11 protein-coding genes and 1 riboswitch are annotated in these 14369 nt (G+C 35.7%); all 11 genes read left to right on the forward strand.

The features are described from left to right. Positions 1-80 precede the first annotated feature (80 nt). The 11 genes from GQR94_RS11620 (at position 81) to GQR94_RS11670 (ending at position 14169) form a co-directional block, all read left to right on the forward strand. A complete protein-coding gene (locus tag GQR94_RS11620) occupies positions 81-1328 on the forward strand; it encodes a sulfate adenylyltransferase subunit 1 (protein ID WP_158975656.1) in 1248 nt (415 codons plus the stop codon). Positions 1329-1446: 118 nt separating this feature from the next. Next, entirely contained in the window at positions 1447-3540 is a 2094-nt protein-coding gene (locus GQR94_RS11625; protein ID WP_158975657.1) for a HEPN domain-containing protein, read from the forward strand. A 2-nt stretch (positions 3541-3542) separates the two neighbouring features. After that, entirely contained in the window at positions 3543-4337 is a 795-nt protein-coding gene (gene cobA / locus GQR94_RS11630; protein ID WP_158975658.1) for a uroporphyrinogen-III C-methyltransferase, read from the forward strand. 76 nt (positions 4338-4413) lie between these two features. Further along, entirely contained in the window at positions 4414-5475 is a 1062-nt protein-coding gene (locus GQR94_RS11635; RefSeq protein ID WP_158975659.1) for an NAD(P)/FAD-dependent oxidoreductase, read from the forward strand. Positions 5476-5612: 137 nt separating this feature from the next. Then, positions 5613-5740, forward strand: a riboswitch (SAM riboswitch). A gap of 174 nt (positions 5741-5914) precedes the next feature. Then, complete coding sequence (locus tag GQR94_RS11640; RefSeq protein WP_158975660.1) at positions 5915-6913, forward strand: homocysteine S-methyltransferase family protein; 999 nt, start codon at positions 5915-5917, stop codon at positions 6911-6913. A 131-nt stretch (positions 6914-7044) separates the two neighbouring features. Beyond that, positions 7045-9789, forward strand: a complete 2745-nt coding sequence (gene metH, locus GQR94_RS11645) for a methionine synthase (RefSeq protein WP_158975661.1) — start codon at positions 7045-7047, stop codon at positions 9787-9789. Position 9790: 1 nt separating this feature from the next. Continuing rightward, the gene (locus GQR94_RS11650) at positions 9791-10036 is read left to right on the forward strand and encodes a hypothetical protein (protein WP_158975662.1); all 246 of its coding nucleotides are present in this window, start codon (positions 9791-9793) and stop codon (positions 10034-10036) included. A 139-nt stretch (positions 10037-10175) separates the two neighbouring features. Beyond that, on the forward strand, positions 10176-11129 hold the full coding sequence (gene metF / locus GQR94_RS11655) for a methylenetetrahydrofolate reductase [NAD(P)H] (RefSeq protein WP_158975663.1): 954 nt from the start codon (positions 10176-10178) through the stop codon (positions 11127-11129). Between the two features lie 66 nt (positions 11130-11195). Beyond that, positions 11196-12293 carry an acyloxyacyl hydrolase gene (locus GQR94_RS11660; RefSeq protein WP_158975664.1) on the forward strand — a complete coding sequence of 366 codons (1098 nt, stop codon included), beginning with the start codon at positions 11196-11198 and terminating at the stop codon, positions 12291-12293. A gap of 8 nt (positions 12294-12301) precedes the next feature. Next, positions 12302-13060, forward strand: coding sequence for a head GIN domain-containing protein (locus GQR94_RS11665; RefSeq protein WP_158975665.1), 759 nt, complete (start codon positions 12302-12304; stop codon positions 13058-13060). Between the two features lie 2 nt (positions 13061-13062). After that, entirely contained in the window at positions 13063-14169 is a 1107-nt protein-coding gene (locus GQR94_RS11670; protein ID WP_158975666.1) for a serine hydrolase, read from the forward strand. Positions 14170-14369 lie beyond the last annotated feature (200 nt).

Below are 14369 nucleotides of genomic sequence, written 5' to 3' on the forward strand. Positions count from 1 at the left end.
GTCCCTGAAGGGGAAATGTGAGCGATAATAGAATATACAAATTAAAAAAAAATCCTTCTCTTTGGGAAGGTTAGGATGGGATGGAAGTACTAAAAATAGCAACAGCAGGTAGTGTAGATGATGGTAAGAGTACCTTAATTGGTAGAATACTATACGATACAAAATCTCTTACTAGTGATAAGTTAGAGGCTATCGAAAAAACAAGTAAGCAAAAAGGATACGATTATTTAGATTTTTCTTTAGCAACAGACGGATTGGTAGCGGAGCGTGAGCAAGGGATTACTATTGATGTCGCACATATCTATTTTTCAACAGCAAAGAAAAGTTACATTATAGCAGATACTCCGGGTCATGTTGAGTATACGAGAAACATGGTTACTGGAGCTTCTACATCACAAGCAGCTATTATTTTAATAGATGCACGTAAAGGAGTTATTGAACAAACAAACCGTCATTTCTTTATCAATAATTTATTGCGTGTAAAAGATGTTATTGTTGCGGTAAATAAGATGGATTTAGTTGATTTCTCTGAAGAAAGATACAATGAGATTAAAGCAGATTTTTCTGAATTAATGGCTAAGAGAGATTACCAAGATCAGAAAATCACTTTTATTCCTGTGAGTGCTTTAAAAGGCGATAACGTAGTAAATAAATCGGAGCATACCCCGTGGTATACTGGTCAGACGTTATTAGAACATTTAGAAAACTTAGATAGAAAAGATATTTTCAATGCAGGAACACCTCGTTTTCCAGTACAATATGTAATCCGTCCTAAAACAGAAGATTTTCATGATTTTAGAGGATTCGCAGGTAAAGTTTATGGTGGGGAGTTAAGTGTTGGTGATGAGGTTGTGGCCTTACCGTCTCAAACAAAATCAAGAATAAAAGAAATTTACGCTTACGATAAAAAATATCAAACAGCATCAAGACGTTCGTCGGTTACCATCACATTAGAAGATGAGATTAATGTAAGTCGTGGAGATATGATTGTAAAGGTGGGAGATTTACCTCAAATAGATAAGCAGTTTACGGCTAATATTTCTTGGATGGATTCTGATCAATTAAAAACTGGAGGTAAATATGTGATTCAACATGGTGTGAATAAAGTATTAGCTAAAGTTGATAAAATTCACCATAAAATAAATCCTGATTACTCTGGAATTGAAGAGAATGTTGATGGTTTAGGGATGAATGATATTGCTAGGGTTACGTTTAAATTAAACAAGCCAATTTTCTTTGATGCTTTTAAAGATCACAGAACAAATGGTTCGTTTATCATCATCGATACCAAAACCAATAGTACCGTAGGAGCTGGATTTATCCAGTAAATCTTTCTGGCGACCAAAGTAGGCGTAAGTAAGAAGGTAGATAAAAAATTAATAACAATATTCTTATTTCAACCGAGTAAGAATTCCTTCCCTTGGGGAGGTTAGGAGGGAAAGACATATGCAAAGTTTTAGAACAGAAATAGAAAATCCAGTTGTAGAAAAAGATATTATCGATTTGGCAAACAAAATTGATATGTTCCATAATGGCAAACTAGACGAAGAAAAGTTTCGTAGCCTACGTTTAGCACGTGGTGTTTACGGTCAGCGTCAAGAAGGCGTACAAATGATTCGTATTAAATTGCCATATGGTAAAGTTTCTTCTGAGCAATTAAGAACCATTTCTGATGTTTCTGAAGAGTACTCTATCGGTCGCTTGCACATCACTACGCGTCAAGATATTCAGATTCACTACGTAGATTTGAACAGAACGCCTGAGTTATGGGCAGAACTTGAAAAATCAGATATTACACTTCGTGAAGCTTGTGGTAATACCGTTCGTAATGTAACGGCTAGTGAAACTGCTGGTATAGATGTAGAAGAGCCTTTTGATGTTTCTCCTTACGCACATGCTTTGTTTCAGTATTTTTTAAGAAACCCGATAAGTCAAGAGCTTGGACGTAAGTTTAAAGTGTCTTTCTCTTCTAGTGATGCAGATACAGGACTTTCATACATGCACGATTTAGGTTTTATTGCCAAAATTGAAGAGGGTGTAAAAGGGTTTAAGGTAATGTTAGGTGGTGGTTTAGGATCACAACCCCGTCATGCAGAGTTGTTGTATGATTTCTTGCCAACGGATAAAATTATTCCTTTAATGGAAGGTGTTGTTCGTGTTTTTGATAGATACGGAGAACGTAAGAGTAGAGCAAAAGCACGTTTAAAATTCCTATTGAAAGATTTAGGATTAGACGGATTCAAAAAATTATTGGAAGAAGAGCAAACTGCGGTTCCAATGAAATCATTTCCGATTGATGCAGATGCCTATCCTAAAACTCAAATAGCAGAAGTTGCTGTTCCAAATGTAGTTATTGAGGATCAGGTAGCTTTCGATGCTTGGAAATCTACCAACATAATTCCTCAAAAACAAGAGGGCTATGTGGCTATAGGAGTAAAAGTTTTATTAGGAGATTTTTATCTTAAAGAAGCACGTGCCTTAGCAGATTTAATAGAAAAATATGCAGCAGACGAAATTCGTTTAAGCCTGCGTCAGAATATTGTAATTCCTTATGTAAAAGAAGAACTAATTCCTTTCTTTTATTCAGAATTAAAAAAATTAGGCTTTACAGAAGCTGGCTATAATAAGGCCATAGATATTACCGCTTGCCCAGGTACAGATACCTGTAATTTAGGGATTGCAAGTAGTACAGGTATTGCAGAAGAGTTAGAGCGTGTAATGAAGGAAGAATATCCTGACTATATTAATAACCCAGATGTGGTGATTAAAATTAGTGGGTGTATGAATGCATGTGGACAGCATAATATGGCAAATATTGGTTTTCAAGGAATGTCTGTGCGTACCAAATCAAAATTAGTAGCTCCGGCATTACAAGTGCTTTTAGGAGGTGGTAATATGGGTAATGGTGAAGGTAGGTTTGCAGATAAAGTAGTGAAAATACCAAGTAAAAGAGGTCCTGAAGCGTTGCGTTTGATCTTAAATGATTTTGATGCTAATGGTAATGGATTATCATTTCCAGAGTACTATGCAGAAAAAGAGCAAATGTACTTCTATGATTTCTTGAAAGATTTAACAGATGTTGAAAATTTAACGCCTGATGATTTTATCGATTGGGGTAATTCTGAAGAATATATTCAAGCTATTGGAGTAGGTGAGTGTGCAGGGGTAGTAATTGATTTGATTGCCACATTATTATTTGAGAGTGAAGAGAAAATACAAACGGCAGAAACTACCTTTAATGAAGGGAAATGGGCCGCTAGTATTTATCACTCCTATTCTTCTATGGTAAATACCGCTAAAGCAATCCTTACTTCAGAAAATCAGAAAACGAATACGCATGCGGGAATCATTAAGGATTTTGATGAAAAATTCGTTGCGAATGGTACCATCGCTTTGAATAAAGGTTTTGAAGAATTTATTCTTCAAATCAATAAAAACGAACCTACAGAAGTATTTGCTAAGGACTACTTAAAGGATACGAAAGTATTTTTAGGAAAGGTTCAAGAGTATAGAAATGCTGAACTAGCAAAAGTAAATTAATCATGATTAAGAATACAAAACATACTAATGCTAGCAACTTGGGTTTGCTTACAGTAATTGGTGCGGGTCCTGGCGATCCGGATTTAATTACGCTGAAGGCTATAAAAGCATTGCAGGCAGCAGATGTTGTTTTGTATGATGCCCTGGTGAATCCTGAATTGTTAGGCTATGCAGAAAATGCAGAGCTCATCTTTGTAGGGAAGCGCAAAGGGTGTTACGCGTATCAACAAGAGCAGATCAATGAGCTTATCGTGCAACGTGGTCAATCACAACATGTCGTTCGTTTAAAAGGAGGAGATCCTTTTATTTTTGGTCGTGGTGCAGAAGAAATGGAATATGCGGCAACCCATGGTTTAAAGGTAGCTATGGTTCCGGGTATATCGTCAGCTGTGGCGGTACCGGCATCTCAAAACATTCCAGTAACGAAAAGAGGAGCTGCAGAAAGTTTTTGGGTCATTACAGGGACTACAAAAGAGCATAAGCTTTCTTCAGATGTAGCTTTGGCAGCCAAATCAAATGCTACCGTAGTGATCTTAATGGGAATGTCAAAATTACCCGCAATAGTAGCTTTGTTTGAGAAAGAAGGAAAGGCAGAAACGCCAATCGCTATCATCCAGAATGGTACAAGAGAAGATGAAAAGATAGGAATAGCAACTATTTCGACTATTCAATCAGAAGTCGATAAACAACAATTAGCAAATCCGGCAATTATAATAATTGGGGCAGTAGTTAACCATAGAAAAGCGCTTTCAAGTGCAATAGAATCGTATAAACAAGTAAGCGAAGTGCATGATTAATTTATTTTACTGTCGTAAATTTGCAGTAGTATTTTAGAGGTATTTCAACACAAGAATTTTTTGAATTAGTAGAGAGATGATAAAAACAGATATTTTAATTATTGGAGCAGGACCTACAGGCTTGTTCACCGTTTTTGAAGCAGGATTATTAAAATTAAAATGCCATTTAATTGATGCATTGCCACAAACAGGCGGGCAGTGTTCAGAGATATATCCAAAGAAACCAATTTACGATATTCCAGCTTTTCCAGAAATTTTAGCAGGAACATTGGTAGATAATCTTATGGAGCAAATTAAACCTTTTGAGGCGGGTTATACGCTAGGTGAACGTGCAGAAACCTTAGATAAGCAAGAAGATGGTTCTTTTATTGTAACCACGAACAAAGGTACGAAGCACCATGCCCCTGTAGTAGTTATTGCGGGTGGTTTAGGTTCTTTTGAACCAAGGAAGCCTTTGATTCCAAATATTATCGACTTTGAAGATAAAGGAGTAAATTACTTTATTAAAGATCCAGAAGTATATCGTGGTAAAAAGGTAGTGATTGCTGGCGGTGGAGATTCTGCTTTAGATTGGGCTATTTTCTTAGCAGATGTTGCATCAGAAGTTTCTTTAGTACACAGAAGAAATGAATTTAGAGGTGCGTTAGATTCAGTAGAAAAAGCATCAGAATTAGCAAAGCTTGGTAAAATTAAATTATTTACAGAAGCTGAGGTTATTGGTGTTGCTGGAGATGGTAAAATTGAATCTGTAATAATCAAACATAACGATAAGGAAAAAGGAGAAACCAATTTAGAGGTAGATAATTTTATTCCATTATTTGGTCTTTCTCCAAAATTAGGTCCTATAGGCGATTGGGGCTTGGAAATTCATAAAAATGCAATCAAAGTAAATAACGCTAAAGATTATCAAACAAATATCCCAGGAGTTTTTGCTATTGGCGATGTAAACACCTACGAAGGTAAATTGAAATTAATTCTTTCAGGATTCCATGAGGCAGCTGTTATGTGTCAATTCGCATATCAAATTGTCAATCCAGGAAAACGTTATGTCATGAAATATACTACTGTTGGTGGTGTAGAAGGATTTGACGGTACTAAAAAAGAAGCCAAAAAAGAAGTGATACAAAGTATCTCTTAAATTTTAAACCTTTTCATATATTAAAAGCCTTCTTACTTTACTGTTAGAAGGCTTTTATTGTTTAGTTTATTTGGTTTTAATTGTGATGTGGTGTTTCTTTGTAATCAATTCAAACAGTTCATTGCAACATTGAAAAATAGTTATCAAGAAAGGTGGAGGGACTAGACCCTATGAAGCCTTGGCAACCCTTTTGAAAGTAGATTTACTTAAAAAGAAGGTGCTAAGTTCTATTCAAAAGTAGATTCATTTTTGAAATAGATAACAAAAGCGAAACATTTCGTCTTAGTTTTTACTTTACTTGATATTTTAATATTAGAGCATTTCATTTGCAAAAAAAAAGGCAAATGACCGTGCTATCCGCTATATCTTTTTTACTTGCGTAAGTAAAAAAGGATGTCGCTGCTATCACTAATGCAGAGCAGTTTTTTAGAAAAGAGAAATGAAGAACATAAAAGAGATACTTAAAGAGAGAATCTTAGTGCTAGATGGAGCTATGGGGACTATGCTTCAGCGTCATAAATTCACAGAAGAAGATTTTAGAGGGGAGCGTTTTAAAGATTGGGAACACCCATTACAGGGTAATAATGATTTGTTGTCATTAACGCAACCAGAAGCAATTGCAGATGTTCACCGCCAATATTTTGCCGCAGGAGCAGATATTGTTGAAACCAATACATTCTCGAGTACAACAATCGCCATGGCAGATTATTATATGGAAGACTTGGTGTATGAATTAAATTATGAATCTGCAAAGATTGCAAAGCAAGTAGCTGATGAGTTTACAGCAAAAGAGCCACATAAGCCTCGTTTTGTAGTAGGCAGTATTGGACCAACAAACAAAACGGCAAGTATGTCTCCAGATGTAAACGATCCAGGATATAGAGCGGTATCATTTGATGAATTAAGAATAGCGTACAAGCAACAGGTTGAGGCTTTGATTGATGGTGGTTCTGATTTACTAATGGTAGAAACCATTTTTGATACCCTAAATGCGAAAGCAGCCCTATTTGCAATTGAAGAAGTGAAAGATGAACGCGGTATTGATATTCCTATCATGGTCAGTGGTACTATTACAGATGCCTCTGGTAGAACTTTATCAGGCCAAACAGCAGAAGCTTTTTTAATTTCTATTTCACATATTCCAATTTTATCAGTAGGCTTTAATTGTGCTTTAGGAGCCAGTCAGCTTGTGCCACATTTAGAAGTGTTATCTGCTAAAACAGGTTTTGCGGTATCTGCACATCCAAATGCAGGTTTGCCGAATGCTTTTGGTGAGTATGATGAAACGCCAGCGCAAATGGCCTCGCAAATAAAAGAATATGTAGAAAAGAACCTAGTAAATATAGTTGGGGGTTGTTGTGGTACCACACCCGAACATATTTCTGCTATTGCTAATGTAGTGAAAGATATAAAACCTAGAATTGTTGCAGGTCAATAATTGATTGTTGTGTTTTTAGCGCTGGATCAAGAATATATAGAGGAAGATAATTTTTAAATAAAAATGAATCAGATTTGTAGCAGTAAAAAGCTATTAAACGGATTTATAAAATATTACAAAGGGTTGTAATTATGATAGAAGAGAGCAAACAACCATCAACTAACAATCGACAACCAAAACGGTACCTGAAGCTTTCAGGTTTAGAGCCTTTAGTGCTTTCGGAAAATACAAATTTTGTAAATGTTGGTGAGCGTACAAACGTAGCAGGTTCAAAAAAATTCCTTCGATTAATTAAAGAGGAGAAATTTGAAGAGGCTTTAAGTGTGGCTCGTGATCAGGTAGATGGTGGTGCGCAGATCATTGATATTAATATGGATGACGGACTTATCGATGGTAAAGAAGCCATGGTTAAGTTTTTAAATTTAGTGATAGCAGAGCCAGATATTTCTAGAGTGCCTATCATGATTGATAGCTCTAAATGGGAGATTATTGAGGCGGGTTTACAAGTAGTACAAGGTAAATGTGTGGTGAACTCCATTAGTCTTAAAGAAGGAGAAGAGCAGTTTAAACATCATGCAAAATTAATTAAGCGGTATGGTGCCGCAGTTATCGTCATGGCTTTTGATGAAACTGGTCAGGCAGATAACTACGAACGCAGATTAGAGATTTCAAAACGTTCTTATGATATTCTGGTAAATGAAGTAAATTTCGCGCCTGAAGATATCATTTTCGATTTAAATATATTTCCCGTAGCCACAGGAATGGATGAGCATAAATTGAATGCTATCGATTTTATAAAGGCTACAAAATGGGTGCGAGAAAACCTGCCTCATTGTAGTGTGAGTGGTGGGGTAAGTAACGTTTCCTTTAGTTTTAGAGGTAACGATCCTGTTCGTGAAGCTATGCACTCGGTGTTTTTATACCATGCGATCCAGGCAGGGATGAATATGGGGATTGTAAATCCTAGTTTATTGGGTGTTTATGATGATATCCCTAAAGATCTATTAGAACGGGTAGAAGATGTTATTCTTAATAAAAGAGATGATGCTACAGAGCGGCTTTTAGATTTTGCAGAAACCGTAGTAGGTACGGCAAAAGAAAGTAAAGTAGATTTATCTTGGAGGGAAGAACCTTTGCAAAATAGAATTACGCGTGCTTTGGTAAAAGGTATTGATCAATATATTCTTGAAGATATAGAAGAAGCTCGTGTAGCTGCCGATAAGCCTATTGAGGTTATTGAAGGAAATTTAATGACAGGAATGAATGTTGTTGGAGATTTATTCGGGAGCGGAAAAATGTTTTTACCACAAGTAGTAAAATCTGCCCGAGTAATGAAAAAAGCAGTGGCTTATTTACTGCCGTATATTGAAGAAGAAAAACTACTAAACCCGCAAGAGGGAGACGATAAAGGAGCTGGAAAAATATTAATGGCCACCGTAAAAGGAGATGTTCATGATATTGGAAAAAATATTGTAAGTGTAGTTCTAGCCTGCAATAATTACGAGATTGTTGATTTGGGGGTTATGGTGCCGCCAGAAAAAATTATCAATGCAGCTATAGAACATGATGTTGATATTATTGGTTTAAGCGGATTGATAACTCCGTCTTTAGATGAAATGGTTTTTCTAGCGAAAGAAATGGAACGCCAAAATTTTAAAGTGCCTTTATTAATTGGTGGAGCAACAACGAGTAAGGCCCATACTGCAGTAAAAATAGATACGCAATATAGCCAAGCAGTGGTTCATGTAAACGATGCTTCTAGAGCAGTTACGGTTGTAGGAGATTTATTGAAGAAAGAAACAGCATCTAATTATAAACAAGATATAAAACTTGATTACGAATCATTCAGAGATAAGTTTTTAAGCAGAACAAAAAAGAAAGAATATAAAACCATAGCTCAGGCCCGTGAAAATAAGTTTCAAATAGCATGGGAGACTGCTAAAATCACAAAGCCTAATCAATTGGGAATTCAGGTTTTTGAAGAAGTAGCGTTAGAGAAATTAGAACCTTTTATAGATTGGTCTCCATTTTTTAGAGGATGGGAACTGCATGGTAAGTACCCAGATATATTAACAGATGATGTGGTAGGTGAACAAGCAGTAGAGCTTTTTGCAGATGCTCAGAAGATGTTGAAAAAAATATTCTCAGAAAAACGCCTAACAGCAAAAGGTATCTTCGGATTATTTCCTGTTAATTCTATCAACGATGATGATATTGAAGTTGTTTCTTCTTCTCCTTCGGAGGAGATGCCCGAAGCGCAGAGGAGGATTTTTAGAACCCTTCGTCAGCAATTAAAACGAAGAGAAGGGGTGCCTGATTATGCTTTGGCCGATTTTATAGCCCCTAAAGATTCAGGAATACAAGATTATATGGGTTGCTTTTGTGTAAGCACAGGTTTTGGAGCTGATGAAATGGCAGATGCCTATAAAGATAACCTAGACGATTATAATTCCATTTTGGTAAAAGCATTAGCAGATCGTTTGGCAGAAGCCTATGCGGAATACTTGCATAAAGAAGTGCGAATAAAACATTGGGGTTATGCCTCAGATGAAACTTTAAGTAACGAAGATTTAATTAATGAAACTTACAAAGGGATTCGTCCTGCTCCTGGGTATCCTGCTTGTCCAGATCACTTAGAGAAATTAACCATTTGGGAATTGCTTGATGTGGAAAATAAAATAGGAGTAAAATTAACGGAGAGTTTAGCTATGTGGCCAGCATCAAGCGTTAGTGGTTATTATTTTGCTAATCCTGAAGCACGTTATTTTGGCCTTGGAAAAATAAAAGAAGACCAAGTGGCAGATTTCGCGAAAAGGAAGGGAATTCCTTTAGAAGATGCTTCACGTTGGTTGGCAACAAATATAGCAGACGATTAGCATGGAAAATTTTATAGAACTTAGCTTAGGTAGTTTTATGATTAGTCATGGGTATGATGAAAATAATACGGAAATAGAAGCACATTGTACGGTTCAAGGTTTTGCCAAAAAGCTGGTGGCGGTAAACAGAATAAAATCGTTAAGCGAGAAATATATCTTGACGGATTATGTAGATGGACGTTGGATCTATTGGGAATATGAAGAAGATTATACTGCGGTAAAAGAAAAATTGTTAAGCTTGAGATAAGCTGCGTTAAGGATAGAAGCGGCATCCTTTTTTGCTTGAAAATGCAAGAAAAGATACAGCGGATAGCCTGTTAAAACGCCCAGATTAAGAATATTAATATTAAAAGTGAAGTCCCCTTTGGGGAGGACAGGAGGGGATTATGAAAGTAACAGACCACATAAAAAATGCCAAAGGAAACACCTTGTTTTCATTCGAAATTGTTCCACCAGTAAAAGGGAATAGTATTCAAGAATTATATGCTAATATTGAGCCTTTGATGGAATTTAATCCTCCATTTATTGATGTGACCACCTCAAGGGAAGAATATATTTATGTGGATAAAGCCGGACTTTACGATAAGAAAATTACACGTATGCGACCGGGTACAGTTGGTATTTGTGCGTCTATAAAACATAAGTTTGATGTAGATACTATTCCGCATGTAATTTGTGGCGGTTTTACCAAAGCAGAAACGGAGTATATGTTAATTGATTGTCATTATTTAGGGATTGATAATGTGATGGCCTTGCGTGGTGATGCCATGAAAGAGGAGAAATATTTTAAGCCTACGGAAGACGGAAATTGCTTTGCTTCAGAACTGGTAAGTCAGATCCAGAACCTAAACCAAGGACGGTACCTTCATGATGATGTGCAGGGAGAAGACAGGTCTAATTTTTGTATTGGTGTTGCAGGATATCCAGAGAAGCATCTAGAGGCTCCATCTTTTAAATCGGATTTAATTAGATTAAAACAAAAGGTAGATGCTGGTGCAGATTATGTAGTAACACAAATGTTTTTTGATAATCAGAAGTACTTTCAATTTGTAGAAGCGGCAAGAGAAATTGGGATCAACGTACCTATTATTCCAGGGATTAAACCAATAGCTGTGAAGCGTCATTTGCAATTATTGCCACAAATATTCAGTTTAGATTTACCACACGATTTAGTAGAGGCTGTTGAAGCTTGTAAAAATAATGCTGAGGTAAGACAAGTTGGAGTGGAATGGGCAATTCAACAATCAAAAGAATTAAAAGCTGCTGGGATTCCTGTTTTGCATTATTATTCTATGGGAAAATCTAATAATATAAGAGCGATAGCAAAAGAAGTTTTTTAATTATACGCTTTAAATTAGCTATGGGTTTAAAGTGAATTCTTACATTTGAACCCATTATACCAACCAATGAAATTAAAATTTTCTGTTTACTTTATTTTTTTAACTCTAGGGTGCTATGCTCAAAATGTAGAGGAGAATAAAAAATATACACTAGATGCTAGTCAGTTTTACGGTACAATATTACGGCATAATCCAGACATTACGCACCTCATAGATTCGCATCCCGGAGGTGTTATTCTTAGTCTAAACCGTAAAACTTACGGAGAAGAATACTGGCAACAACGTTATAATTATCCGGATCTAGGATATTCGTTTATTTATCAGGATTATAATAATGAGACCTTAGGGAAAAGTTATGCTGCCTATGCGCATTATAATTTCTATTTTTTAAATCGCAATTTGCAATTTAGAATTGGTCAAGGATTAGCATATATGACCAATCCGTATGATAAAGAGACTAATTTTAGAAACAATGCTTTCGGTTCTCAGTTTTTGAGTACTACGTATCTAATGTTGAATTTTCATAAGGAAAATATTGTAAAAGGTGTTGGTTTCAAAGCGGGATTTTCAGTAATGCATTATTCTAATGCGAATGTAAAAGCACCCAATACTTCTACCAATACTTTTGCTTTAAATGCGGGGATCACCTATGATTTATATGCAGGAGAAGAGGAACCGTATTTGAAAGGGGAAAAACAAAAAATAACAGAACCTTTAAAGTATAATTTAGCCTTTAGAACAGGAGTTAATGAGAGTGATGTTATTAATTTAGGTCAGTATCCGTTTTATATTTTTTCTGGCTATGCAGATAAACGTGTGTCAGATCTAAGCGCCATTCAAGTAGGGGCAGATGTATATTTTTCTAAATTTTTAAAAGAGCTTATTAAATACCAGTCCATTGCTTTCCCTGAGAATAATGTGAATGCTGACGATGATTATAGGCGTGTAGGTGTTTTTATTGGGCATGAATTGTTTATCAATAAAATGTCTGTCATCAGTCAGTTAGGATATTACGTGTATTATCCTTTTGATTTTGAAGGAAGAATGTATAATAGAATGGGTTTAAAGCGCTATTTTGGAGATAAGATGTATGGTGTTTTAAGTTTAAAGTCACACGGAGCAAAGGCCGAAGCGGTAGAATTTGGTATTGGGATTCGATTATAGAAAATTAAATGATAAAAAAGTATAGCATATTGTTTTTGGTATTTTCACTGCTATTAGGGTGTAATAGTGAAAACGCATCGGATTGTTTCCAAAAATCAGGAGATATCATTCAGGAGGAATTGTCTTTAGAAGATTTTTCTCAAATAACTATTTTTGAAGGGGTAAAATTAGTAATCAAACAGGCTGATGAACAAAAGGTTGTTTTAGAAACCGGTGAGAATTTAATTAATGATATTCGTGTAGAAGTAATTGATAACAGATTAGTGGCGTATAATGATAACAGCTGTAATCTAGTGCGCGATTATGGACTAACCACACTGTATGTTTCTTCACCAAATATTTCTGAGATTAGAAGTAGTACAGGCTTCTTAATTAAAAGTGATGGGGCATTAGAATACCCATCATTATCGTTATTGTCCGAAAGTTTTGGTGTACCGGAAGCCGAAACTACAGATGGCGAATTTGATATTGAAGTGAATAATACTTCGGTTAATATTGTTTCTAACGGTATTGCATTTTTTAAGGTTTCTGGGGTTACAAATAATTTAAGCGTGGTCTTTGCCGCAGGAGACTCTAGATTAGAGGCAGAAAATTTAATAGCAAACAATGTCAATATAAACCATAGAGGGTCTAATGATATGTTGGTAAATCCGCAAGAATCCTTAAAAGGAAAATTACTAAGTACTGGTGATGTTATAAGTTATAGCAAACCAGCGGTTGTTGAAGTTGAGGAATTGTATAAAGGGGAACTTATTTATAGAAACTAATATTGAAAAAGCCTTTACTATCTTATTTTAAAGATTTTTTTGCTTTCAAGCGTGTGGTTGGAGATGATGTTCAGGTACGAGGTTTGGCTAAAGCAGATGATTTGCTGTCTACGTTAATTGCTTCCCAAAAAGTTCCAGGTTTAGCCATTTCTGTATTGAAAAATGGAGTGGTATTTTTTCAAAAGGGATACGGGTTTGCAGATCTTGAAGAAAAGATAAGAATACAACCTAAAACGTCGGTTTTTAGGATTGCGAGTGTTTCTAAACCTATCGCGGCAACTGCTCTAGCGCATATGGTTTCAGAAGGGGGTATAGATTTAGATGCATCATTTTATAAGTATGTACCCTATTATCCAAAAAAGAAATGGGATTTTACAATCCGTCAACTAGCGAGCCATACGGCAGGCATTAGAGGGTATTTAGGGAAAGAATATGCCTTGAATAAACCCCATTCTATTAAAGAAAGTATTGCGGTGTTTAAAGATTCAGATTTACTTTTTGAGCCAGGAACAGGATATCATTACAATAGTTACGATTGGGTATTAATTTCATTGGCGATGCAAGAAGCCAGCGGAATACCATTTGAGGATTATGTTTTTAAAAAGGTATTGCAACCTCTTGGGCTTAAAAGTATTTTCCCTGCAGATCCTTCCGGAATAGATCGGATTGAAACGAATGAATTAGCGCTTACCACTTTTTATTCTAAGCGTGCCATAGGCTTTAAACCTGCAGTAGCTGCTAATAATTATTATAAGTTAGCAGGGGGTGGGTATTTAGCAACGGCAACAGATATTACTAAGTTAGGGCAAGCTTATTTAGATAAGAAAGTGTTAGATGACACTATTTTAGAACAATTTATAACTAGTGAGTCGCTTCATGAAGAACTAACGTATTACGGTTTGGGATGGCAAGTGAGTCAAGATGCTAAGGGAAGATCTTATTATGGCCATATCGGTAATGGTGTAGGAGGCTACTCTAATTTTTTTGTATATCCAGAGCAGAGCATAGTTATTTCTATTCTAATTAATTGCACCAATCCTAATGTTCAGGAAGTCTTAGATGAGGTAATTCATGAGATTTTAGAATCTTCACAACCGCCACTAGGTTAAGAAAAGAGTACTATTGCTTTTCTAGATATCATTTATTCATAACAAAAGGGGTATAATCTCACAGTATCGGTACTTATTGTTTTAAAAAATAAAAGATTAAAAAAAAGAACCTACTATATTTTGATTTTTGAATATAAGTATTACTTTAGCCAAAGTTTATTACAATTATGACAAAACAATATTTCTGGAACGGTTTCTTT

The sequence above is a fragment of the Cellulophaga sp. L1A9 genome (assembly GCF_009797025.1).
In the GTDB taxonomy this organism is placed as follows: domain Bacteria; phylum Bacteroidota; class Bacteroidia; order Flavobacteriales; family Flavobacteriaceae; genus Cellulophaga.

Excerpts from the sequence above, each read along its gene's own strand:
- GQR94_RS11640 (WP_158975660.1), top strand. The coding sequence starts at position 5,915 with ATGAAGAACATAAAAGAGATACTTAAAGAGAGAATCTTAGTGCTAGAT.
- GQR94_RS11620 (WP_158975656.1), top strand. The coding sequence starts at position 81 with ATGGAAGTACTAAAAATAGCAACAGCAGGTAGTGTAGATGATGGTAAG.
- cobA (WP_158975658.1), top strand. The coding sequence starts at position 3,543 with ATGATTAAGAATACAAAACATACTAATGCTAGCAACTTGGGTTTGCTT.
- GQR94_RS11650 (WP_158975662.1), top strand. The coding sequence starts at position 9,791 with ATGGAAAATTTTATAGAACTTAGCTTAGGTAGTTTTATGATTAGTCAT.
- GQR94_RS11635 (WP_158975659.1), top strand. The coding sequence starts at position 4,414 with ATGATAAAAACAGATATTTTAATTATTGGAGCAGGACCTACAGGCTTG.
- GQR94_RS11625 (WP_158975657.1), top strand. The coding sequence starts at position 1,447 with ATGCAAAGTTTTAGAACAGAAATAGAAAATCCAGTTGTAGAAAAAGAT.
- metH (WP_158975661.1), top strand. The coding sequence starts at position 7,045 with ATGATAGAAGAGAGCAAACAACCATCAACTAACAATCGACAACCAAAA.
- metF (WP_158975663.1), top strand. The coding sequence starts at position 10,176 with ATGAAAGTAACAGACCACATAAAAAATGCCAAAGGAAACACCTTGTTT.
- GQR94_RS11660 (WP_158975664.1), top strand. The coding sequence starts at position 11,196 with ATGAAATTAAAATTTTCTGTTTACTTTATTTTTTTAACTCTAGGGTGC.
- GQR94_RS11665 (WP_158975665.1), top strand. The coding sequence starts at position 12,302 with ATGATAAAAAAGTATAGCATATTGTTTTTGGTATTTTCACTGCTATTA.